This is a genomic window from Streptomyces atriruber (assembly GCF_001418325.1).
In the GTDB taxonomy this organism is placed as follows: Bacteria; Actinomycetota; Actinomycetes; order Streptomycetales; family Streptomycetaceae; genus Streptomyces; species Streptomyces atriruber.
Genome location: NZ_LIPN01000026.1, coordinates 1 through 22,003 on the forward strand (window position 1 = coordinate 1; position 22,003 = coordinate 22,003).

At 70.3% G+C, this 22,003-nt stretch carries 18 protein-coding genes; 14 read left to right on the plus strand and 4 right to left on the minus strand.

What is annotated here, in order from left to right; translation table 11 throughout:
• The coding region (locus AOK03_RS43735; RefSeq protein ID WP_244177462.1) for a TetR/AcrR family transcriptional regulator at window positions 1–288 on the minus strand (288 nt) is incomplete at its 3' end.
• Between the two features lie 137 nt (window positions 289–425).
• Between AOK03_RS43735 and abc-f the strand changes: the two genes are divergently transcribed.
• The 4 genes from abc-f to AOK03_RS02385 all read left to right on the plus strand — a co-directional run bounded on the left by abc-f (window position 426) and on the right by AOK03_RS02385 (window position 5,723).
• Complete coding sequence (abc-f, locus tag AOK03_RS02370) at window positions 426–2,036, plus strand: ribosomal protection-like ABC-F family protein (protein WP_055563426.1); 1,611 nt, start codon at window positions 426–428, stop codon at window positions 2,034–2,036.
• A gap of 34 nt (window positions 2,037–2,070) precedes the next feature.
• Entirely contained in the window at window positions 2,071–2,730 is a 660-nt protein-coding gene (locus tag AOK03_RS02375; RefSeq protein WP_055563427.1) for a histidine phosphatase family protein, read from the plus strand.
• A 134-nt stretch (window positions 2,731–2,864) separates the two neighbouring features.
• Entirely contained in the window at window positions 2,865–3,773 is a 909-nt protein-coding gene (locus AOK03_RS02380) for an ADP-ribosylglycohydrolase family protein (protein ID WP_055563428.1), read from the plus strand.
• A gap of 564 nt (window positions 3,774–4,337) precedes the next feature.
• Complete coding sequence (locus AOK03_RS02385) at window positions 4,338–5,723, plus strand: DUF4153 domain-containing protein (RefSeq protein WP_079074420.1); 1,386 nt, start codon at window positions 4,338–4,340, stop codon at window positions 5,721–5,723.
• Between the two features lie 136 nt (window positions 5,724–5,859).
• Here the strand turns inward: AOK03_RS02385 and AOK03_RS02390 are convergent, their stop codons facing one another.
• Entirely contained in the window at window positions 5,860–7,419 is a 1,560-nt protein-coding gene (locus tag AOK03_RS02390; RefSeq protein ID WP_055563429.1) for an MFS transporter, read from the minus strand.
• Window positions 7,420–7,558: 139 nt separating this feature from the next.
• Here AOK03_RS02390 and AOK03_RS02395 point away from each other — a divergent pair, with 139 nt between their 5' ends.
• The 3 genes from AOK03_RS02395 (at window position 7,559) to AOK03_RS40450 (ending at window position 9,725) form a co-directional block, all read left to right on the plus strand.
• Window positions 7,559–8,173 carry a TetR/AcrR family transcriptional regulator gene (locus AOK03_RS02395; protein ID WP_055563430.1) on the plus strand — a complete coding sequence of 205 codons (615 nt, stop codon included), beginning with the start codon at window positions 7,559–7,561 and terminating at the stop codon, window positions 8,171–8,173.
• Window positions 8,174–8,263: 90 nt separating this feature from the next.
• Window positions 8,264–8,965 (plus strand): ribonuclease HII, encoded by a 702-nt coding sequence (locus AOK03_RS02400; RefSeq protein WP_055563431.1) that lies wholly within the window; start codon window positions 8,264–8,266, stop codon window positions 8,963–8,965.
• A 79-nt stretch (window positions 8,966–9,044) separates the two neighbouring features.
• Window positions 9,045–9,725 carry a hypothetical protein gene (locus AOK03_RS40450; RefSeq protein WP_079074417.1) on the plus strand — a complete coding sequence of 227 codons (681 nt, stop codon included), beginning with the start codon at window positions 9,045–9,047 and terminating at the stop codon, window positions 9,723–9,725.
• A 225-nt stretch (window positions 9,726–9,950) separates the two neighbouring features.
• Here AOK03_RS40450 and AOK03_RS02410 read toward each other — a convergent pair whose 3' ends face one another.
• Entirely contained in the window at window positions 9,951–10,604 is a 654-nt protein-coding gene (locus AOK03_RS02410; protein ID WP_055563433.1) for a hypothetical protein, read from the minus strand.
• A 385-nt stretch (window positions 10,605–10,989) separates the two neighbouring features.
• Between AOK03_RS02410 and AOK03_RS02415 the strand changes: the two genes are divergently transcribed.
• Window positions 10,990–13,149, plus strand: a complete 2,160-nt coding sequence (locus AOK03_RS02415) for a RecQ family ATP-dependent DNA helicase (protein WP_055563434.1) — start codon at window positions 10,990–10,992, stop codon at window positions 13,147–13,149.
• Window positions 13,150–13,250: 101 nt separating this feature from the next.
• Here the strand turns inward: AOK03_RS02415 and AOK03_RS02420 are convergent, their stop codons facing one another.
• Entirely contained in the window at window positions 13,251–14,198 is a 948-nt protein-coding gene (locus AOK03_RS02420; protein WP_055563435.1) for a methionyl-tRNA formyltransferase, read from the minus strand.
• Between the two features lie 261 nt (window positions 14,199–14,459).
• Here AOK03_RS02420 and AOK03_RS02425 point away from each other — a divergent pair, with 261 nt between their 5' ends.
• The 6 genes from AOK03_RS02425 (at window position 14,460) to AOK03_RS02450 (ending at window position 21,977) form a co-directional block, all read left to right on the plus strand.
• Window positions 14,460–15,812 (plus strand): lysine N(6)-hydroxylase/L-ornithine N(5)-oxygenase family protein, encoded by a 1,353-nt coding sequence (locus tag AOK03_RS02425; RefSeq protein ID WP_055563436.1) that lies wholly within the window; start codon window positions 14,460–14,462, stop codon window positions 15,810–15,812.
• Between the two features lie 112 nt (window positions 15,813–15,924).
• Complete coding sequence (locus AOK03_RS02430; protein ID WP_055563437.1) at window positions 15,925–16,983, plus strand: FecCD family ABC transporter permease; 1,059 nt, start codon at window positions 15,925–15,927, stop codon at window positions 16,981–16,983.
• Complete coding sequence (locus tag AOK03_RS02435) at window positions 16,980–18,041, plus strand: FecCD family ABC transporter permease (RefSeq protein ID WP_055563438.1); 1,062 nt, start codon at window positions 16,980–16,982, stop codon at window positions 18,039–18,041. Before AOK03_RS02430 ends, AOK03_RS02435 begins: the two co-directional genes overlap by 4 nt.
• 40 nt (window positions 18,042–18,081) lie before the next feature.
• On the plus strand, window positions 18,082–18,921 hold the full coding sequence (locus AOK03_RS02440) for an ABC transporter ATP-binding protein (RefSeq protein ID WP_055563439.1): 840 nt from the start codon (window positions 18,082–18,084) through the stop codon (window positions 18,919–18,921).
• A 111-nt stretch (window positions 18,922–19,032) separates the two neighbouring features.
• Window positions 19,033–20,085 carry an iron-siderophore ABC transporter substrate-binding protein gene (locus AOK03_RS02445; protein WP_055563440.1) on the plus strand — a complete coding sequence of 351 codons (1,053 nt, stop codon included), beginning with the start codon at window positions 19,033–19,035 and terminating at the stop codon, window positions 20,083–20,085.
• Between the two features lie 140 nt (window positions 20,086–20,225).
• Window positions 20,226–21,977 carry an ABC transporter ATP-binding protein gene (locus AOK03_RS02450; protein ID WP_055563454.1) on the plus strand — a complete coding sequence of 584 codons (1,752 nt, stop codon included), beginning with the start codon at window positions 20,226–20,228 and terminating at the stop codon, window positions 21,975–21,977.
• The last annotated feature ends 26 nt before the right edge of the window (window positions 21,978–22,003 follow it).

The window sequence follows — 22,003 nt, forward strand, 5'->3', positions numbered from 1 at the left end:
GCCGCCCCAGCGGCGGTACAGCGTGGTCTTGTGCACCCCCGAGTGGTCGGCCACGTACTCGACGGTGAGCCCGGGGTATCCGTGATCGGCCAGGCCGCTCAGTACGGCGTCGCGGACGGCTGCGCGGGTACGGGCCGTTCGGCCGCCGGGGCGACGGGTGCCGGGAGCGGGCGAGGCGGGTTCGGTGGACGAGGCGGGCCCGGTGGGCCCGGTGGGCGAGGTGGGCGAGGTGGGCGAGGTGGGCTCACCGCCACCGCTCTGACCAGCAGCAGCAGTCTCTTCCTTCATCGGTCTGTTCCTTCCCCTCGGCCCGCCCGGGCCATTAATCACAACTCTGGTTGCATTAGCCGAGTCAGTCTGCCACACTCATCGTAATGCGACTGGGGTTGCGTTTGGTTGAGGCGGATCGAAAATCGGGGGTGCCTGTGCCTACTCAGATCTCTCTGCACGGCGTGACCAAGGCTCATGGGGATCGACTGATCCTCGACGCGGTGTCTCTCACGGTCAGGCCGGGCGAGCGCATAGGTGTGGTGGGGGAGAACGGTGCGGGAAAGTCCACGCTGCTGCACCTGATGTCCGGTGACGAGCGGCCCGACGAGGGTGAGGTGGTGACCGTCGCCGAGCGAGGGGCCGGGCTTCTCGCGCAGACTCCCCGGCTTCCGGCGGATCGGTGCGTCGACGATGCCATCGACGCGGCCCTGGCCGAACTGCGGGCGATGGAGCGCCGGTTGCGTGCTCTGGAGGCGGACCTCGGTTCCGCGACCGAGCGTGAGCTGGGCGAATACGGCGACCTGCTCACGGCTTTCGAATTGCGCGGTGGCTATGAGGCGGACGCGCGCGTGGACAAGGCGATGCACGGGCTGGGGCTCGGGCACGTCGGCCGGGACAGGGTCCTGGGCAGCTTGTCCGGTGGCGAACAGGCCCGTCTCGGCCTCGCCTGCCTCATAGCGGCCGCCCCCGAAGTCATGCTCCTGGACGAACCGACCAATCACCTGGACGAAGATGCGCTGGACTGGCTGGAGAGCGCCCTCGCGGCGCATCGCGGGACGGTGGTCGCGGTCTCTCACGACCGAGTGTTCCTGGAGCGAGTCGCCACCGCGATCCTCGAAGTGGACGCCGACCGCCGGTCGGTGGTGCGTCACGGCGGTGGCTACCAAGGGCTGGTCGCGGAACGGGCGGCCGCCCGGCTGCGCTGGGAGCAGCAGTACGCGCAGTGGTGCGAGGAGACGAGCCGGCTCCAGGAGTTCATGGCAACCACCGCCCACGCGGTAGCCGGTGGACGTGGCATGAAGGACAACAACAAGATGGCGTACGACCGGGCCGGGGGACGGGTCCAGGCCTCGGTCGCGGGGCGCGTCCGGAACGCCCAGGAGCGCCTCCGAAGGCTGCGGGAACAGCCGGTGCGCCGACCTCCCGAGCCACTGAGCTTCACGGCTCGCCCGGTGACGGGCGCGGCCGAAGGGGCCCTGGTGAGCCTGAGGGACGTGAAGGTGGGCGAGCGGCTGGCCGTGGCGTCGCTCACCGTCTCGGCGGGCGAGCGACTGCTGATCCACGGGGGCAACGGCGCGGGCAAGTCCACGTTGCTGCGCACCATGGCGGGAGTGCTCCAGCCCGACGAAGGCACCGTCGCCCGGAGGGGACGGATCGGCTACCTCGCGCAGGAGATACCGGTACGACGCCCCGCCGAGCGCGTCCTCGAAGTGTTCGGCAGCGGCCTCGGGCTGACCGACGACGAGCAGCGGGATCTGCTCCTCTCGTACGGCCTGTTCCGGACCCGGGACCTGCACGTCCCGGTGGGTTCCCTGTCCGCCGGGCAGCGGCGGAGGCTCGCCCTCGCCCGCCTGCTCGCCAGGCCCGCCGACCTGCTGTTGCTGGACGAGCCCGCCAACCACCTGGCACTGGGCCTGGTCGAAGAACTGGAGGCGGCACTGGACCAGTGGACGGGGGCGTTGGTCGTCGTCTCGCACGACCGATTGCTCCGCCGGCGCTTCACCGGCCGAATACGCCGGATGGAGTCCGGGCGGCTACCCGACTGAGCGGCCCACCGGGGACCCGATCTAGGGTTTCTGTATGGCACGCCCGCGGCGCATCATTCTGGTCAGGCACGGCGAATCGGCAGGCAACGCCGACGACACCGTGTACGAGCGCGAACCCGATCATGCCCTGGAGCTCACCGAGACGGGATGGTCCCAGGCCGAGGACACGGGAAAGCACCTGCGGGAACTGCTCGGCCGTGAGCGGGTGAGTGTGTACGTGTCCCCGTACCGCCGCACCCACGAGACCTTCCAGGCGTTCCGGCTCGACCCCGAGCTGGTGCGTGTACGGGAGGAGCCGAGGCTGCGCGAGCAGGACTGGGGCAACTGGCAGGACAGGGACGACGTTCGGCTGCAGAAGGCGTACCGCGACGCGTACGGACACTTCTTCTACCGCTTCGCTCAAGGGGAGTCGGGGGCCGATGTGTACGACCGGGTGGGGGCCTTCCTGGAAAGCCTCTACCGGAGCTTCGAGGCACCGGACCATCCGCCGAACGTCCTGCTGGTCACACACGGACTGACGATGCGGCTGTTCTGCATGCGCTGGTTCCACTGGTCGGTCGCAGAGTTCGAGTCGCTTTCCAACCCGGGCAACGGGGAGATGCGGGTGCTGGTGCTCGGTGAGGACGGCAAGTACACGCTGGACCGGCCGTTCGAACGCTGGCGCGAACCTGAGCCGTACGGCGTCACCGGATAGGCGCCCCTCCCTGCGAGGGCCCGGGTGTTCAGGCTCCCGTGATAGCGATGTCACCGGCCCAGGGATCCGACCGGCTCGGCGGAAGGGCCTGGGTGGTGCTGGATCCGTTGGCAACGAATTAGAGTGGCAGGGCGATGACCGCTGATTCCTCTCCCGACCGGCGCCTTGAGCGCGCTCTGGCCAGCCTGCGCGGACTGGCGGTGGGGGACGCGCTGGGCTCACAGTTCTTCGTGCCCGCGCATTACCCACTGCTCAAGCGCCGTGAGCTGCCCGACGCTCCCTGGCAGTGGACCGACGACACGGAAATGGCCTGCTCCGTCCTGGCCATCCTCGCCGAGCACCGCCGCATCGACCAGGACGCCCTCGCCCTGTCGTTCGCCGAGCACCATGACTTCGACCGTGGCTACGGCCCTGCCGTGAACCGGCTGCTGCGCCAGGTCAGGGAGGGCGGGGACTGGCGGGAGCTGGCCTCTGCGCTCTTCAAGGGGCAGGGGTCCTGGGGGAACGGCGCTGCGATGCGGATCGCCCCGCTCGGCGCCTGGTACGCGGACGACCCGGAGCAGGCGACGCACCAGGCGGAGATCTCCGCCTACCCCACGCATCAGCATCGCGAGGCGGTGGTCGGGGCGATGGCCGTGGCTGCGGCCGCGGCGCTGGTGGCCGCTCCCGCGGGGCCGCCCGCGCCGAAGGAACTGCTCGACGGGGTCATCGCACTGGTGCCGCGCAGCGCGGTGGGAGCGGGGCTGCGCCGGGCGCGGGACATGCTCGACTACGGCGACGCCGGGACGGTGGCGGCGGTTCTCGGGTGCGGTCGTCGGACGACGGCGCATGACACGGTGCCGTTCGCGCTGTGGTCGGCTGCTCGTGGGCTCGGGGCGTACGAGCGGGCCATCTGGGACACCGCCCGGGTGGGCGGGGACATGGACACGACGTGCGCCATCGTCGGTGGGGTCGTCGCGTCAGGGGAGGGCGGCGCGCCGCCCGAGGAATGGCTGGAGCGCACGGAGGCGCTGCCCGGCTGGGTTTCCGTCGGGGCGGTCTGACTCCGTCGGTCTCCGGGATACCTCGGAGTACCCCGGAGTACCACTGTCACGGTCATGCCACAGGCGGGACCGGGTCGGGGGGCGTTGGTGGGGCATGCGGCTACGCTCGGGCGGGCCGTTAGTTGATCTTGACTCGCGTGCGTTGAACGAGATGCCGGTCCCGGCGCCCCTGCGGCCACCTGTGTGTGGCGTGCTGCGCGCGTGGACCGGCCGGGAGGGGGTCCCGTGTCCGACACGTCAGACGGACGTGACGCAGGAGATGCGCGTGATGCAGAGGCTGCGCGCGGCAAAGGCAGTACGGGTGGCGCAGGCGGTACGGGCGGTGTAAAGGGTGGGGCTCCGTCGGCTGAGGTGCCTCAGCTGGTAGGGGCCGCTCAAGTCGCGGACGCCCCGCAGGCCGGGCGTGCGGGGCGTGGCGCGGGCGGGGCGACCGCTGGGCGTGACTCGTGGGGGCATCCCCTGCCCGCGGAGCACACACCGCTTCTTGCCGATCTGCGCCTCGATCCGCCCGGGCCCGTTCGGACGGCGACGCTCTGGGCGGTGCTGGCGACCGGGCTGCTGAGCATGCTGTTGCTCGGCGACGGGCTGGCGCTGAATCTGCTGATCGTCGCCGTTCCGGCCACGCTCGCTGCCTACTTCGCCGCGCAGAAGGGCGGGCGTCGGCCTCGGCCCTGGTCGCTGGTGTGGGCCGTTGGAGGGCTCGGGCTGTTGGTCGTGCCCGCGTTGCGTGATGCGGGGTGGCCCTCGTTCCTGGCGATCGTCTCCGCGCTTGCGCTCGGCTCGCTCGCGCTGCACGGGAGCCGGACCTGGATAGGCATACTCCTGAGTCCGCTCGGCATCTTCGATGCGATCTTCGCCGGGGTTCGGTGGGGCTGGCGCGGGGTGCGGGAGCGGGACGGTGGGGCTCGTGGTGCGGGGCCTGTGCTGCGTGCCATCGCGGTGACGGCGGTGCTGCTCGTTGTGTTCGGCGCGTTGTTCGCTGGTGCGGACGCCGCCTTCGCGGACCTGCTCGGCGATCTGATACCCGACGCCTCGGTCTCCGGGAGCCCCTGGCGCGTGCTGCTCCTGGTCGCCGGGGTGGTCGGGGCGCTCGCGGTTGCGCACACGGCGGCGTCACCCGTGCGCTGGGACAGGCTCGTGGTGAACCCCGGCCGGGCCCGGGGGCGGGTCGAGTGGGCGTTGCCGCTGATCGTGCTGAACGTGCTGTTCGCGGCGTTCAACGTGGTCCAGCTGACGGTGCTGTTCGGCGGGTACGACACGGTGCTCGACAAGACTGGACTCTCGTACTCCGACTATGCGCGGCAGGGGTTCTGGCAGCTGCTGCTCGCCACTCTGCTCACTCTGGTCGTCATCGTGTTCGCCCTGCGTTGGGCTCCCCGTGACGGTGCTCAGGACCGCACGCTGGTGCGCGCGGTGCTCGGCACGCTGTGCGTGATGACGCTGGTCGTGGTGGCGTCCGCGGTGCGTCGGATGGACATGTACGTGGAGGCGTACGGGCTGACCAGGCTGAGGATCTCGGTCGTCTCGGTGGAGCTCTGGCTCGGCGTGATCGTCCTGTTGATCATGGCCGCGGGTATTTGGGGCGCCCAGTGGCTGCCGCGCGCTGTCGCTGCCAGCGCGGCGGCCGGTGTGCTGGCGTTCGGGCTGCTGTCGCCCGACGCGCTGATCGCCGAGCGGAACGTACAGCGATACGAGGAGACCGGGAAGTTCGACTTCGACTACACGCGCCAGTTGTCCGCGGATGCGGTGCCGGAGCTGGACAAGTTGCCGGAGCCGGAGCGTTCCTGCGCGCTCAAGGACATAGTCGACGGCCTCGAATCCGATGGTGAGCCGTGGTTCGCGACCAGTCTGGGGGAGTCCAGGGCACGGCGGATCATCGAGGAACGGCCAGTCTCTGTGGACCCCGGGTTCTGCGGTGAGAGCAGGGATGACCCCTACAGCTCGTACTGACGTCGTGGTGATGACTGGCGTACTGCCGACGTCGACATATTGGCATGAGTGCATGTGGCGGGGCGCGGGCGCGGGCGCGGGTGTTGGTGCGGGTGCCGCGCCGATCGTGTCGGCACGGCACCCGCTGCCCGTTCCGTCAGCCGCCCGCCGGGCCCGCGGCGCTCGCCGTGCCGGCGAGGGCGTCCAGGTCGCTCTTGCGTACGCGGATCACCAGCGCCGCGGTGATCAGGGCGACCACGGCCATGGCGGCGGCCGGGATGAAGGCGGTCGAGATGCCGTGGGCCAGCACCTCGTGGCTCCAGGGCGCGGGGAGCTCGTGGGTCTTGGCGAACTCGGCCTTCTGCTCCGGTGTGGCGTGGGCCATGAAGTCGGCCACTTGGTCCTTGGCCTCGTTCCGGCTCGCCGTGCCGAAGACCGTGGTGAGGATGGAGAGACCGAGCGAGCCGCCCACCTGCTGGGTGGCGTTGAGCAGGCCGGATGCCGCGCCCGCCTCGTGGAGGGCCACTCCGGAGACGGCGGTCAGTGTCAGGGTCACGAAGTTGAGCCCCATGCCGAAGCCGAAGAGCAGCATCGGGCCGAGCACTCCGCCGAGGTACGAACTGTCCGGGCCGATCAGCGCCTGCCAGCCGAGACCCAGGGCGACGATGGCCGAGCCGGTCACCATGAACGGCTTGGGGCCGAGCACGGGGAGGAACTTCTGCGACAGGGCCGCGCCGACCGCGATGACCACCGTCACCGGCAGGAAGGCCAGGCCCGCCTCGATCGGGGTGTAGTTCAAAATGTTCTGGACGAAGAGAACGATGAAGAAGAACATGCCGAACATCGCGGCGGCCAGGCTGAGCATGATCACATACGTGCCCGAGCGGTTGCGGTCGGCGAACATCCGGAGGGGCGTGATCGGCTCCTTCGCCCGCTGCTCGACGAACACGAAGGCCAGGAGCAGGACGATCGCGGCGCCGAACGAACCCACGGTGATGCTGTCGCGCCAGCCTTCTTCGGAGGCGCGGATGAATCCGTAGACGAGGGAAGCCATGCCGAGCGTCGACGTCAGTGCGCCCAGGATGTCGAAGCGGCCGGGGTGGCGCTCGGATTCATTGATGTAGAGCGGGGTGAGGAAGGCGATCAGGATGCCGATGGGCACGTTCACGAACAGGACCCAGCGCCAGTCGAGCCACTCGGTGAGCATGCCGCCCGCCAGCAGGCCGATGGCGCCACCACCTGCGGAGACGGCCGCGAAGACGCCGAACGCGCGGTTCCGTTCGGGACCTTCGGGGAAGGTCGTCGTGATGAGTGCCAGCGAGGTGGGTGAGGCGATGGCGCCTCCGACGCCCTGCAAGGCGCGCGCGGCCAGCAACTGCCAGGGTTCCTGGGCGAAACCGCCGAGGAGCGAGGCGACCGTGAAGAGGAGGATGCCGGCCATGAAGACGCGGCGGCGTCCCAGGATGTCACCGGCGCGACCGCCGAGCAGCAGCAGTCCACCGAACGTGAGGGTGTACGCGCTGACGACCCAAGTGAGGTCGGTCGTCGAGAAGTTGAGGGCTCCCTGGATGTGGGGGAGCGCGATATTCACAATCGTGGCATCGAGTACCACCATGAGTTGGCAGGCCGCGATGACGGTGAGCGCTAAGCCGGGGTGCCCCTCTCGGCGGGCGGTACCAGGCTTTTGATTCTTCGTCAGCTGAGAGGTGGTCGTCATGATCCCCCACAAGTTCCTTAGTGAACGGACCCGTTCACTGTCAACTACGACGGTAGTGACTCCTCTTGAGTGAACGCAAGCGTTCACTCACCCTTCGTCCGTTCTCCGCCTTTCTTGTGTGCTCGATGGAGAGAAATTGATGGCTACTTCTCGTTGGTCGGCCGCTCCCGCCCGGGCGGTGTCCCCGCGCCGCCGGGGTCCTGTCCTGGAGCGGGCGATCCTCGATGCCGCCCTGGAGCAGCTCAGCACGGTCGGCTGGAGCGGGCTGACGATGGAGGGTGTGGCCGCGGGCGCGCAGACGGGCAAGGCCGCCGTGTACCGCCGCTGGCCGTCCAAGGAGGACCTCGTCGTCGACGCGCTGCGGGCCGGGCTGCCCCGCCTCGACAGCCCTCCGGACCTCGGGAGCGTCCGGGAGGATCTGCTGCGGCTGTGCAAGGAGATGCGGGTCACCATGTTCTCGCGCACCGGCTTCGCCCTGCGTTCGGTGCTTCACGAATGCGACACGGCGACGGCCGAGCGCTTCCATGACGTGATCTTCGAAGGTGTCATCGAGCCGAGCGTCAAGTTGATCAAGGAGGTCGTGCGCCGCGGAATCGAGCGTGGAGAGGTCCGTTCCGGGGGTGTCGATGCGTACGTCTGCGATGTCATTCCGGCGATGTTCATGTACCGCTCGAAGGTGTGCGGAAGCGAATGGCGGGACGATGAATTCGAGGCCTTGATCGACCAGGTGATGGTTCCGCTGCTGCGGCCCTGAGGGTCCGGCCCGTCCGGATATGGGCCTCCGGGGCCGTTCGGCGAGCCTGGGTGTCGCGGGCGGTCCCCGGCGGCGTAGGCTATTGCCGCCATGCCGTACGAAGCACCCACCCACACCGTCGAGCGCTCTTTGCGTGCCACCACCGGAGCGAAGATCGTCGCCGGTGTCGACGAGGTCGGGCGCGGCGCGTGGGCAGGTCCGGTCACCGTCTGTGCGGCGGTCACGGGACTGCGCAGGCCGCCGGAAGGGCTCACCGACTCCAAGCTGATCACTCCCAAGCGGCGCACCGCGCTCGCCGAGGAGCTGGCGGGCTGGGTCACGGCGCACGCCCTCGGTCATGCCTCCCACGAGGAGATCGACGCCCTGGGGATGACGGCCGCGCTGCGGCTGGCCGCGGTGCGTGCTCTGGAGGGGCTGCCGGTCCGCCCGGACGCGGTCATCCTCGACGGGAAGCACGACTACCTCGGTGCTCCCTGGCGGGTTCGTACGGTGATCAAGGGTGATCAGTCCTGTGTGGCCGTCGCCGCTGCTTCGGTCATCGCAAAAGTTCAGCGCGACAAAATGATGGCCGAACTGGGCATCGAACATGCAGACTTCGGTTTTGCGGCCAACGCCGGTTATCCGTCGCCGGTGCACAAGGCCGCGCTGGCGGAGCGGGGGCCCACCCCGTACCACCGGCTCACGTGGGCGTATCTTGATGCGTTGCCTCAGTGGCGGCACCTCAAGAAGGCCCGCAGCTGGGCGGACGGAAATGTTCCGGAAATCGAGGGTCAGCTCGGCTTTGAGTTCTGACGCTTTTCCGGTACTTCCCGTCGCACTCATGTGCCACCCGCCGACGCGAGTCGCATCGGCGTTTGATAGACAACACTTCATGCCTCTCATTCCCGAGGAGCCTCAGATTCACGAGAGTGCCCAGGGTCCCCGCACCGCGCCGACCCCCCGCCCCGTACCCGGCCCGCGTCCCGCGGCACCGCCGCGTCCCGGCCGTCCGGGTCCTGCCCGGCCGATGCCGCCCGCGCAGCGCACGCCGCGTGATGCGGCCGCCAAGCCCGGGCCTCCCGCCCCGGCTGTCCCCGGTCCCGCTGCTTCCGCCGCCGGTCCCGCCGCTTCCGGTGGGCCTGCTGCCGGAGTGTCGGCCGGTGGTCCCGACGCCTCGGCCTCGGTTCCGCAGATCCAGCTGATCCCGGCCTCGGCCGAGGGTGCGCTGGACGCCGCCGAGGAAGCGGTCGACCTCCTTCTCGACTCCGGGCGTGCCCCCGGCGAGGTCCTGGTGATCACCACCGGTGACCCGCACCCGTGGGCCACGCACGAGCTGTCCTTCGGTGAGGCCTCCTACTGGGCCCAGCACGAGGCGGGTGACGACGTCTTCTACGCCGACGCCGCCGCCCTGAACCGTGCCGGGTCCCGGCCCGTGGTCGTCGTCGCCCTCAACGGCGGCAGCGAGGACACCGCGGTCTCGGCCCTGCCGACGGCCCTCACCCGTGCGAGCACCCTGCTGATCGTCTGCGGCGACCCGCAGCGGATCAACGCGATGCTGGGCGCGGGCGTCTGAGACGACTTCCGTCGGCCGAAGTCACGGCTGACGTGGAGCCGTTGAAGCGGAGTCGTGATCGACCGTGCGGTGGTGCCGTCAGGCGCCGACCGCGCGGGAGCGCCGTGTGACGGCCGACGTGTGCCGTGCCGGACATGGCCGGGTCGGTCGTATGCCCGTTGCGTGCCGATTGTGGCCTTCGGCCTGCGCGAGCAGGGGTGCGGGGGCGACGTGAGGACGGCGCGGTCAGCGTGCCGCCGCGCGGCGCAGCACATCGGAGGCAGCCCCTCCGGTGCGTATCGTCGGCACTTCGGTCCCGGTCCCGGGGAACAGCTCGGGCCGTGAACCGACGCTCGGCCGTCGGCCGCCGCGTCCCTCGCCGAGCACCTGCCAGCCGTCGGACGTCAGCGTGATGTACGCACCGCAGCGCAGCCCGTGCAGCGTGCAGGCATCCCGCAGGCCCCACATCCAGGCCCCGTCCTCCTGGGTCCAACGGGCGTCCCCCTCACGGCAGTAGAGCAACACTGCGGTACGCACGGGAGTGCGGCGCCGCAGGTCGTGCGGGATGACCCGACGCAACTGCGCGAGCAGCGCGTTGCGGAAGATCCAGCCGTCCGTCATCGTCGCGCGCCGGCTGAACGAGGCGCTCGCCCGCAGCCGTTCGTCCGGATCCAGCACGGCCACCACGGCCGTCGCCGGGGTCGGCAGATGGCGCGCGTGCAGGCCGCTGACGACCTCTCGCGGGTTGCGCAGCAAGGGAATTCCCGCTGCCGACCACTCGGCGGGCTCGAGGATCCGGGCCAGTCGGTGGGCGGAGTAGGCGGAGTCGGGGAAAAACTCGGCCGACGCCGATTGCTCCGGCATCGATACCGCGCCGGACGAGGCGAATCCGAAGGTCACGGTCCTCCCTTCGGCTACGCGCCCGTACGAGGGCGGGGTCGGTCTGGGGGAGCGCACCACGGCACGGCCCTACCGGACCACGGGCCGCACGGGGAGCGGTTCCAATTGTTCCCGCCGCGATCGCCGGGGGCAATGAACAATCGGCACCGCAAGCCGGTATCGGACGATGCGCTGCTTATATCCCTGCCCACATCGCCGCCCTTCGAGTCCTTCGGGCCGGACGGGTCCACCGCGACCTTCGGGTCGGCCGGGTTCTTCGGTTCCGCGGGGGTACGCAGGTCCGCGGGGATGCGCACTGGCGCGAGGGCCACGCACTGCCGCGAGGGCCACGCGCGGCCCCGTGGCGGATTGGGCGATTGTCAGTGCCATCGGGTTGCATGGGGGCATGGACAACCTGGAGCTCCGCACCGAAGCCGACGCCATCCTCGCCGAGCTCGTCGGCGACCCCGGGGGGTCGGCGCGGCTGCGCGAGGACCAGTGGCAGGCGGTGGCGGCACTGGTCCAGGACCGGCGGCGCGCCCTCGTGGTGCAGCGCACCGGCTGGGGCAAGTCGGCGGTGTACTTCGTGGCGACGGCCCTGCTGCGCCGACGCGGCGCGGGCCCCACGGTGATCATCTCCCCGCTGCTCGCCCTGATGCGCAACCAGGTCGAGTCCGCGGCACGCGCAGGCATCCAGGCCCGCACCATCAACTCGGCCAACCCCGAGGAGTGGGACACCATCTACGGAGAGGTCGAGCGCGGCGAGACCGACGTCCTCCTCGTCAGCCCGGAGCGTCTCAACTCGGTGGACTTCCGTGACCAGGTGCTGCCCAAGCTCGCGGCCACCACGGGTCTGCTGGTGGTGGACGAGGCGCACTGCATCTCCGACTGGGGCCACGACTTCCGGCCGGACTACCGAAGGCTGCGGGCGATGCTCGCCGAGCTCTCGGCCGGCGTGCCGGTCCTGGCCACCACCGCGACGGCGAACGCGCGCGTGACGGCGGACGTGGCCGAGCAGCTGGGCACCGGTGCCGGTGAGGCCCTGGTGCTGCGCGGCGCGCTGGACCGCGAGAGCCTGCGCCTCGGCGTCGTCCAACTGCCCGATGCCGCGCACCGGCTGGCCTGGCTCGCCGAGCACCTGGACGAACTGCAGGGCTCCGGGATCATCTACGCCCTGACCGTCGCCGCGGCCGAGGAGGCCACCGCCTTCCTGCGGCAGCGCGGCTTCGAGGTGGCCTCCTACACGGGACGTACGGAGAACGCCGACCGGCTGCAGGCCGAGATCGACCTCCAGGAGAACCGGGTCAAGGCGCTGGTCGCCACGTCGGCGCTGGGCATGGGCTTCGACAAGCCGGACCTGGGTTTCGTGGTGCATCTCGGTTCGCCGTCCTCGCCGATCGCGTACTACCAGCAGGTGGGCCGTGCGGGGCGCGGGGTGGAGCACGCCGACGTGCTGCTGCTGCCGGGCAAGGAGGACGAGGCCATCTGGCGCTACTTCGCCGACACCGCCTTCCCGCCCGAGGCGCAGGTCCGCCAGACCCTCGCCGCCCTGGCCGACGCGGGGCGGCCGCTGTCCGTGCCGGCCCTGGAGGCCGTGGTGGAGCTCCGTCGCACCCGTCTGGAGACGATGCTGAAGGTGCTCGACGTGGACGGGGCGGTCAAGCGGGTCAAGGGCGGCTGGATCTCCACCGGCGAGCAGTGGGTCTACGACTCCGAGCGATACGCGTGGGTGGCCAGGCAGCGCCAGGCCGAGCAGCAGGCCATGCGGGACTACGTGCGCACGGACGGGTGCCGGATGGAGTTCCTGCGCCGTCAGTTGGACGACGAGGGGGCCGCCCCGTGCGGCCGGTGCGACAACTGCGCGGGTGCCTGGACCGACGCGTCCGTGTCCGAGGACGCGCTGTCGGGCGCGGCCAAGGAGCTCGACCGTCCCGGCGTCGAGGTCGAGCCGCGCAGGATGTGGCCGACGGGCATGGCGGCGCTCGGCGTCGACCTCAAGGGCCGGATTCCGGCCAAGGAGCAGTGCTCCACCGGGCGTGCGCTGGGTCGGCTGTCGGACATCGGCTGGGGCAACCGGCTGCGTCCGCTGCTGGCCGAGGGCGCGCCGGACGGGCGGGTTCCCGACGATGTCCTCAAGGCCTCGGTCGCGGTCCTCGCCGACTGGGCGCGCTCTCCCGGGGGATGGGCGAGCGACGCGGCGGACGCCGCAGCCAGGCCGGTGGGCGTCGTGGCCGTGCCGTCATTGGCCCGTCCGCAGCTCGTCGGCTCCCTCGCCCAGGGGATCGCGGACGTCGGTCGCCTCCCCTTCCTGGGGACCCTGGCGTACGAGGGTCCCGGCGGCGCGCACGCGGCGCGCCGCAGCAACTCCGCCCAGCGTCTGCGGTCGTTGTCCGACGCCTTCAGCGTCCCGGAGGAGCTGGCGGCCGCGCTGGCCGCCTCGCCGGGGCCCATCCTGCTCGTGGACGACTACACCGACTCGGGCTGGACCCTCGCGGTCGCGGCCCGCCTCCTGCGGCGGTCGGGCAGCGCGGAGGTGCTGCCGCTGGTGCTCGCCGCGGCGGGCTGAGCCTCCCGCTCCGAGGTCCCGCGCCGGGGTTCCCGAGCCGCTCCCGGGAAGGGAACTCGGCACGGGAGTCCGGCACGGAAATCCGGTACCGCGGCGTCAGCTCACGGACGGCTCGTCAGGTAGCCGCCCATGGAGGTGAAGTACTCCGTCGCGGGCAGCTCCCGGCCGTCCTCGGTCCGTACGCGCGTGATGGCCAGTCCGTGGTTGCGGCCGTTGCGGGCGTCGGCGCCCGCGACGATCACCACGCCCTCGCCCTCGCGGTAGAAGATCCGGCCCGGCGTGCCGCCGTAACGGCCCTCGGACACCACCGCGGAGACGACCTCCAGCCGCTTGCCCTTGTGGAAGGCGAAGGCGCTCGGGTAGGGCGCGGACTGGGCGCGGACCAGGCGCTCGAGGTCCTCGGCGGGCCAGTTCCAGTCGATGCGGATGTCCTCGGCGGACCGCTTGTGGAAGAAGCTCGCCTGGGAACGGTCCTGCTTGGTGAACTCCGTCTGCCCGGCGGCGATGAGGTCGAGCGCGCCGATGGTGACCGGGGCGATGAGGTCGACGGTCTTGTGGAAGAGATCGGTGGCGGTGTCCTTCGGGCCGACCGCGACCGCCTCCTGCCGGACGATGTCGCCGGCGTCGAGCTCGTCGTCCATCATGTGCGCGGTGACGCCCACTTCGGGCTCGCCGTTGATCATCGCCCAGATGATCGGGGAGAACCCGGCGTACTTCGGCAGCAGCGAGTCGTGGACGTTCAGCGTGCCGTGGCGCGGGAGGCCGAAGATGCGCGGGGGGATCCAGGTGCGCCAGTTGTTGGCGACGATGATGTCCGCGTCCGCCTCCTTGAGGCGCTCGAACAGCTCGTCGTCGTCAGGACGGTTGCGGATCAGCACCGGAACGCCGTGCTCCGCGGCGAGGTCGGCGACGGAATCGCTCCAGATCTTCTCGTACGCGTGCTCGCTCTTGGGGTGCGTCACCACCAGCGCCACGTCGTGCTCGGAGTCCAGGAGGGCTTGCAGGGTGCGGTGCCCCCAGGTCTGGTAACCGAACATGACGACCCGCATGGGGGTTCCTCCTCAGGGCAGGGAATGACTGACGATAAGTAAAGCAAGGCTTACCTTAGTATGCAACGAGTCTACCCGGCACCCCAGTTGAAGGGGCCGGTCGCCCGTCCAGTAAGCCCCCCTGCCCGTTTTGCCCGGTCGACAGTCGCGTCGGATTAGCTTAGGCTCACCTAAGTTCGAGTGGGTGGCTCTGCCGACGTGCCCGCTTTCTGTACTTTCCCCCACGCCTGACAGGCGACTTCCCCGCACGATGGGAGTGACATGTCACAGGTTCTTCCTGGCGACGACGCACCACTGGTCCACGACCTCATTGGCATCGGCTTCGGCCCCTCCAATGTGGCGATGGCGATCGCGCTGAGCGAGCACAACGCAAGCGTCGGCAGGGAGGAGACGGTCACCGCTCACTTCTTCGAGCAGCAGTCGAGCTTCGGCTGGCACCGCGGCATGCTGATCGACGACGCGACCATGCAGGTGTCCTTCCTCAAGGACCTGGTGACGCAGCGGAACCCGACCAGTGAGTTCAGCTTCCTCTGCTACCTGAAGAGCAAGGGTCGCCTGACCGACTTCATCAACCACAAGAACCTGTTCCCGCTGCGGGTGGAGTTCCACGACTACCTGGAGTGGGCCGCCGCCAAGGTCGACGACCAGGTCTCCTACGGCCACGAGGTCGTCGGCGTCACGCCGTTCGTCCACGAAGGGGTCGTGGAGTACCTGGACGTCACGGTCCGTTCGGCGGAGGGTCTCGCGGTCCACCGGGCCCGCAACCTCGTCATAGGCACCGGCCTGCGTCCCCTCATGCCGGAAGGCGTGGAGCGCGGCGAGCACGTCTGGCACAACTCCGAACTGCTCACCAAGGTCGACGGCCTGGAGGGCACCTCGCCCTCTCGCTTCGTCGTCGTGGGCGCCGGTCAGAGCGCCGCCGAGAACGTCGCCTACCTGCACCGCCGCTTCCCCGAGGCCGAGATCTGCGCGGTCTTCTCGCGCTACGGCTACAGCCCCGCGGACGACAGCAGCTTCGCCAACCGGATCTTCGACCCCGATGCCGTCGACGAGTACTTCGACGCCCCCGAGGACGTCAAGCAGCGGCTGATGGGCTACCACGGCAACACCAACTACTCCGTGGTGGACATCGATCTGATCGACGACCTGTACCGGCAGATGTACCGGGAGAAGGTCCTCGGCACCGAGCGCCTCCGCTTCCTCAACGTGTCCCGCCTCACCGGCGTCAAGGAGACGTCCGACGGGGTCCGCGCCACCGTGAAGTCCCTCGTCACGGGCGAGGAGAACCCCGTGGACGCCGACGTCGTGGTCTTCGCCACCGGCTACAGCCCCGCCGACCCCGTCGGCCTCCTCGGTGAGGTCGCGGACCGCTGCCTCCGCGACGACGAGGGCCGCGTCCGCGTCGAGCGCGACTACCGCGTGGCCACCGACGCCGACCTGCGGTGCGGCATCTACCTCCAGGGCGGTACGGAGCACACGCACGGCATCACGTCGTCGCTGCTGTCCAACATCGCGATCCGGGTCGGCGAGATCCTGGACTCGGTGCGCGAGCGCAGCGCCGCATCCGCCGGGGCCCGCCCGGTCGCCGGTGAGACGGGCAGCGCCGCGCGCTAGCCGGTCCGAGGGGCCTGTCGGCGGGACCTCCCCGTCCGCCGGGAGGCCCCGTCGGCCGTACGGCACGATCCGATCAAAGGGACAACGGATCAAAGGGATAACGTACGTCGACATGTGCACGACTGCAGTGGAGCGCCCCGTGCCGAGGGGCGCAACGGACACCCGTCGACGGCGGGTCGTGGGGCTCGGCGTCCTCGCCGTCGTCCTGGTGATCGCGGCGGCGGTGTCGCTGGCCGTCGGGGCGCGCGCGCTGACCCCGGCCGAGGTGTGGCACGGGCTGTTCGCCGCGCCGGAATCGGACCAGCGGCTCACCGAGATCCGGCTCATCGTGCAGACCGTGCGGGTGCCGCGGACGGTGCTCGCCGTGGTGGCGGGCATCGCGCTCGGCGTCGGCGGCGCGCTGATCCAGGGATACACCCGCAACCCCATCGCGGACACGGGCCTGCTGGGCGTGAACGCCGGTGCGTCCTTCGCCGTGGTGACGGTGGTCGCCGTGTTCGGGTTCTCCAACCCGTTCCAGTACGTCTGGTTCGGCTTCGCGGGGGCGGCCGTCGCCGGTGTCGTCGTGTTCGGCCTCGCGAGCCTCGGCCGCGGGGCCGGCAATCCCCTGACGCTCGCCCTGGCCGGGCAGGGCATCACGGTGTTCCTCGCGGCGATGACCACGGCCGTCTCCCTCTCGGACCAGAAGTCCCTGAACGCACTGCGGTTCTGGAACGCGGGCTCCGTGGCCGGTGTCGGATTCGATGTGATCTGGCCGGTGACCGCGTTCATCGCGGTCGGACTCGTCCTGGCCCTGACCACGCTGCCCGCCCTCAACCTGCTCAACCTGGGCGAGGACGTGGCACGGGGGCTCGGGGTGAACATCGCGTTCAGCCGGACCGTCGGCATCCTCGCCATCACCCTGCTGGCCGGGGCGGCGACGGCGGCCTGCGGCCCCATCGCCTTCCTCGGTCTGATGGTGGCCCACGTGGCCCGGTATCTGACCGGCCCCGACTACCGCTGGCTCGTGCCGTACGCGGGAGTGCTCGGCGCGGTCGTCCTGCTGGTCTGCGACATCGTGGGCCGACTGGTGGTGCGGCCCGCCGAGTTGGAGGCCGGGGTCGTCGTGGCCCTGCTCGGGGCTCCGTTCTTCGCGGTCCTGGTCTGGCGAGGAAAGTTCAAGAACGCATGAACGAGACAGATGTGAAGCCCGCGGTGACGCCGGGCGTGCGGCTCGGCCCCATGTCGTTCGTGTGGCGGCCCTGGCTCGTCCTCGTCACGCTGCTGCTGATGACGGCGACCTTCCTGGTGTTCTGCCTGTCCATCAGCATCGGCGACTTCCCCATCGGGCTGTCCCGGGTGATCGCCACGCTGGTCGGCCGCGGTGAACAGGTCGACGAGTTCGTCATCATGGATCTGCGGATGCCGCGGGCCCTGGCCGGACTCGTCGTGGGGATCGCGCTGGGCGTGTCCGGCGCGATCACGCAGTCGGTCGCGCGCAACCCGCTGGCCAGCCCGGACATTCTGGGGATCACCGGCGGCGCGAGCGCGGTCGCGGTGTTCTCGGTGACGGTGTCGGGCGGGACCGCCGCGGCGGTCATCGACTCCGTGGGGCTGTCGGCGGCGGCGCTCGCCGGTGGCCTCTGCACGGGCCTGCTCGTGTACTTCCTGGCGTGGCGCCGCGGGGTCGACGGCTTCCGGCTCATCCTCATCGGCATCTCGGTGAGCGCCGTGACGCAGGCGATCACCACCTGGCTCCTCGTCTCGGCCGACATCAGGGATGTGGCCCGCGCCCAGGCGTGGTTGGTCGGCTCGCTGGAGAACCGGTCCTGGGACGAGGTCTGGGTGGCGCTCTGGTGCTCGCTCGCCCTCCTGGTCGTCGTGGCCGGTGCCGCGTTCCAGTTCAAGCCGATGCATCTCGGCGACGACATCGCCGCGGGGCTCGGTGTCCGCTTCGCGCGGGTGCGTGCGGTGCTGCTGCTGTGTGCGGTGCTGTTGGCGGCCGTGGCGGTGAGCGCGGCGGGACCGGTCCCGTTCGTCGCGCTGGTGGCGCCCCAGGTGGCGATGCGGATCGCGCGCCGTCCGACGCCGCCGATGATCGCTTCCGGCCTGGTCGGGGCGCTGCTGCTGATCGGCAGTGACCTGACCGCGCGAGCGGTGCTGCCGAACAATCTCCCCGTCGGCGTGGTGACCGCCGCGATCGGCGGCCCCTTCCTCGTCTACCTGTTGGTACGGGCGAACCTCAAATAGCTGGTACAAAGGTGAGGCAAACCTAATATTAGGGGGGCTTGTGGCCGCTCAGTACATCACCGAGATCGAGCCGACGGTCGAGGACGCCGCACGGCTTGCCGCCAGGGGCGTCTCGGTCGGATACGGCAGCCGTACCGTCATCGACGACCTCGACGTGTCGATCCCGCCCGGGGTGATCACGACGATCATCGGCCCCAACGGCTGCGGCAAATCGACCCTGTTGCGCACGCTGACGCGACTGCTCAAGCCGGTCAGCGGCTCGGTCGTGCTGGACGGCCAGGACATCGTGAAGCTCAAGACCCGCGAGGTGGCGAAGAAGCTCGGGCTGCTGCCCCAGACGCCCGTCGCCCCGGAGGGCCTCACGGTGGCCGATCTGGTCGCCAGGGGGCGTCACCCGCACCAGAGTTGGCTGCGCCAGTGGTCGTCGGACGACGCCGGTGTCGTGGAGCGCGCGCTGGCCATGACCGGCGTCTCCGATCTGGCGGACCGGCCCGTCGACTCGCTGTCCGGCGGGCAGCGCCAGCGCGTCTGGATCTCCATGACCCTGGCCCAGGGCACCGATCTGCTGCTCCTCGACGAGCCGACCACGTATCTGGACCTGGCGCACGCGATCGACGTACTGGACCTGGTGGACGATCTGCACGAGTCGGGGCGCACCGTGGTGATGGTGCTGCACGACCTCAACCTGGCCACGCGGTACAGCGACAACCTCATCGTGATGAAGGCGGGTGCGATCCTGGCGCAGGGGCATCCCCGTGAGGTGATCACCGCGGATCTGCTGCAGGAGGCGTTCGGGCTGCGCGCGCGGGTCGTGGACGACCCGGTGGGCGACCGGCCGCTGATCGTGCCGATCGGTCGTACGCACGTCCAACTCGACTGATCCCACCGAGGAAGAGCCAGGTAAGGCTAGGCTAACCTCACCTCTGCAAGGTAAGGTTTGGCTGCCCTGAGACCGGGGCGCAGCGGTCAGCGCGAAAGCAAGGGAATCCGGATGCTCCTCCACCGAACGACGCTCATGAAGCCCCGGCGGCGGCTGGCGGCCGTACTGACCGCCACGGCCCTCGGTGTCGGCCTGCTCGCGGGATGCGGTTCCGACTCGGGCGACGACGCGAGCGACAACACTCCGGCGGCCGCCACCGGCGGCAAGTTCCCGGTCACCGTGGAGCACGCGTTCGGGTCCACGAAGGTCGAGAAGGCCCCGAAGCGCGTCGTCACCGTCGGCTACACCGACGACCAGACCGCCCTGGCGCTCGGTACGAAGCCGGTCGGCATGGTCGACCAGTACCCGAACCCGGAGGGCAAGTCCCCCGACATCAACACCCAGTGGCCCTGGGTGAAGGACAAGTGGGGCGACACCAAGCCCGACGTCATCATGAAGAACGGCGACTCCGGCCCCAACTACGAGAAGATCGCCGCCCTGCGCCCGGACCTGATCATCGCGGTGTACTCCGAGATCGACAAGGCCGCCTACGACAAGCTCTCCCAGATCGCCCCGACGGTGGGCCGCACCAAGGGCGAGAAGGAGCTCTTCAGCGCTCCCTGGCAGGACAACGCGGTACACATCGCCAAGGCGCTCGGCAAGGAGGACGAGGGCAAGAAGCTCGTCGAGGGCATCGAGGACAAGCTGGCCGCGGCCAAGAAGTCGCACCCGAAGTTCGCGAACCAGACCTCCGTCGCCCTGTCCTGGTACAAGGACTCCATCAACCCGTTCACCTCGAAGGACGTCCGCGGGCGGCTTCTGACGGGCATGGGCTTCAAGTACCAGACGAAGATCGACAAGATCGCCGGCGGCAAGTTCTCCACCGAACTCTCGCCCGAGCGCACCGACCTGGTCGACGTCGACCGCATCGTCGTCATCAACGACAAGGCGGACACCGAGGCGCTGAAGAAGTTCAAGCTGTTCGCCAACCTGGACGCCGTGAAGAAGGGCAACGTGTCCTACCTGCTGGACAGCGAGGGCCCGGCGGTCGGCGCCGCGATGTCGCAGGGCACCGTACTGTCCCTGCCGTACGCGATCGACGAGCTCGTCAAGTCGGTCGAATAGATCGGTCGAACAGAGATGACGTTCCACCTGTCCCGTCCCCGGCTCGACTTGGTCTTCGTGTGAGCACTGCCGAATCACCCACCGCTGAAACACCCTCGACCGACACCCCCGCCGCCGACGCGGGCGCCGCCCCGGCGACGCTGCGCACGGCGTCGGGACGCGAGGCCACCCGGTGGGTCTCGGCCCACTGCCGCGAAGTCCCATGGCTGACGACCGCCACCGTGTTCACCACGGTGGCGGGCGCGGCGCTCCAGGTCCTCCCGGTGCTCCTGCTCGGCCGGGTGGTCGACGGAGTCGTCGAGGGCGAAGGGCGTTCGGTCCTCGTCACGATCGGTGTGCTGATGGGGGTCGCCGCGCTGCTCGGCGCGGTGGCCACCGCGGCCTCGACCTATCTGATCGGCCGCCTGGGCGCGGATCTCCTCGCGCGGCTGCGGGAAGGTGCCGTCCGTGCGGTGCTCGGCATGCCGAGCACGCGGATCGAGCAGGTCGGCCGCGGAGACGTGCTCTCCCGGGTCGGCGACGACGTGGCCGTGCTGTCCAAGGGCATCCGGACGGCCATCCCCACGGTGTTCTCGGCGGGCGTGCTGGTCTTCATCGCCACGGTCGGCATGTTCGGCCTGGACTGGCGGCTCGGCCTCGCGGGCGCCGCCGCGCTGCCCGCGTACGCGCTGGCCCTGCGCTGGTACCTGCCCCGCTCCGCCCCGCTCTACCGCAAGCAGCGCATCGCCCAGGCCGACCGCGCGCAGGCGCTGATCAGCGGCCTGAACGGGATCGACACCGTGCGCGCGTACCGCCTGGAGGACGACGTCCGGGAGAAGGTCACCGCGGAGTCCTGGCGGGTGCGCAACCTCGGCGTCGACGTGTTCCGGTTCTTCGGGCGGTTCGTGGGCCGGGAGAACCGTGCCGAGTTCATCGGACTCGTCCTCATCCTCGTGGTGGGATACGCCCTCTTGGAGGCCGACGCCGCCAGCCTGGGCGAGGTGTCGGCGGCCCCGCTGATGTTCCACCGCCTGTTCACCCCGCTCGGCGCCATCATGTTCACCTTCGACGAGGCGCAGAAGTCGGGCGCCAGCCTCACCCGCCTCGTCGGGGTGCTCGGGGAGTCCGCGGAGGAGCGGCTCGTGGGCGACACGTCCGTCGCGCCGGCCGACGCCGTGGCGCACCAGGTGACGGTGGAGGGGCTGACGTTCAGCTATCCCGACACCGATGAACCGGTGCTCAAGGACGTCGACCTGGTGATCCCGGCAGGTGGTTCGCTCGCTCTCGTGGGGGCGACGGGCGCGGGCAAGTCGACGCTGGCCGCGCTGATCGCGGGCATCGGTACCCCGCAGGCGGGCTCGGTGCGCATCGGGGCGCACGACCTGGGCGGCCTCGACGAGGCCGGGGCGCGGGCCCTGGTGAGCATCCTGACGCAGGAGACGCACGTGTTCTCGGGCCCGCTCGCCGAGGACCTGCGGCTCGCCGCGCCGCAGGCCACCGACGTCGAACTCATGGACGCGCTGCGCACGGTGGGCGCCGCGGGCTGGGTCGAGGCGCTGCCCGAGGGGCTCGACACCACGGTCGGCGAGGGCGGCGAGCGGCTGGACGTCACCAAGATCGCGCAGATCGCCCTGGCCCGCCTGGTCCTCGGCCGGGCGCCGGTGGTCGTGCTCGACGAGTCGACCGCGGAGGCGGGCAGCGAGGGCGCCGCCGAGCTGGAGCGTGCGGTCCTTGCCGCGTGCGCGGGGCGGACGACGCTCTTCGTGGCGCACCGGCTGACACAGGCCATGGCCGCGGACCGGATCGCCGTGCTCGACGCGGGGCGCGTGGTGGAGCAGGGCACCCACGACGAGTTGGTGGCACTGGGCGGCCGGTACGCACGACTGTGGCGGGCCTGGCGCGAGGGTAGTTAGGCAACCCTAATTTAGGTTAGCCTAAC

What these genes read in the sequence shown, in the direction of transcription:
- AOK03_RS02385 (WP_079074420.1), top strand. Translation starts at nt 4,338, where the DNA reads ATGCTGTTGCTCGGCGACGGGCTGGCGCTGAATCTGCTGATCGTCGCC.
- AOK03_RS02445 (WP_055563440.1), top strand. Translation starts at nt 19,033, where the DNA reads ATGCTCCTCCACCGAACGACGCTCATGAAGCCCCGGCGGCGGCTGGCG.
- AOK03_RS02415 (WP_055563434.1), top strand. Translation starts at nt 10,990, where the DNA reads ATGGACAACCTGGAGCTCCGCACCGAAGCCGACGCCATCCTCGCCGAG.
- AOK03_RS02375 (WP_055563427.1), top strand. Translation starts at nt 2,071, where the DNA reads ATGGCACGCCCGCGGCGCATCATTCTGGTCAGGCACGGCGAATCGGCA.
- AOK03_RS02400 (WP_055563431.1), top strand. Translation starts at nt 8,264, where the DNA reads ATGCCGTACGAAGCACCCACCCACACCGTCGAGCGCTCTTTGCGTGCC.
- AOK03_RS02395 (WP_055563430.1), top strand. Translation starts at nt 7,559, where the DNA reads ATGGCTACTTCTCGTTGGTCGGCCGCTCCCGCCCGGGCGGTGTCCCCG.
- AOK03_RS40450 (WP_079074417.1), top strand. Translation starts at nt 9,045, where the DNA reads ATGCCTCTCATTCCCGAGGAGCCTCAGATTCACGAGAGTGCCCAGGGT.
- AOK03_RS02435 (WP_055563438.1), top strand. Translation starts at nt 16,980, where the DNA reads ATGAACGAGACAGATGTGAAGCCCGCGGTGACGCCGGGCGTGCGGCTC.
- AOK03_RS02425 (WP_055563436.1), top strand. Translation starts at nt 14,460, where the DNA reads ATGTCACAGGTTCTTCCTGGCGACGACGCACCACTGGTCCACGACCTC.
- AOK03_RS02430 (WP_055563437.1), top strand. Translation starts at nt 15,925, where the DNA reads ATGTGCACGACTGCAGTGGAGCGCCCCGTGCCGAGGGGCGCAACGGAC.
- AOK03_RS02380 (WP_055563428.1), top strand. Translation starts at nt 2,865, where the DNA reads ATGACCGCTGATTCCTCTCCCGACCGGCGCCTTGAGCGCGCTCTGGCC.
- AOK03_RS02390 (WP_055563429.1), bottom strand. Translation starts at nt 7,419, where the DNA reads ATGACGACCACCTCTCAGCTGACGAAGAATCAAAAGCCTGGTACCGCC.
- AOK03_RS02420 (WP_055563435.1), bottom strand. Translation starts at nt 14,198, where the DNA reads ATGCGGGTCGTCATGTTCGGTTACCAGACCTGGGGGCACCGCACCCTG.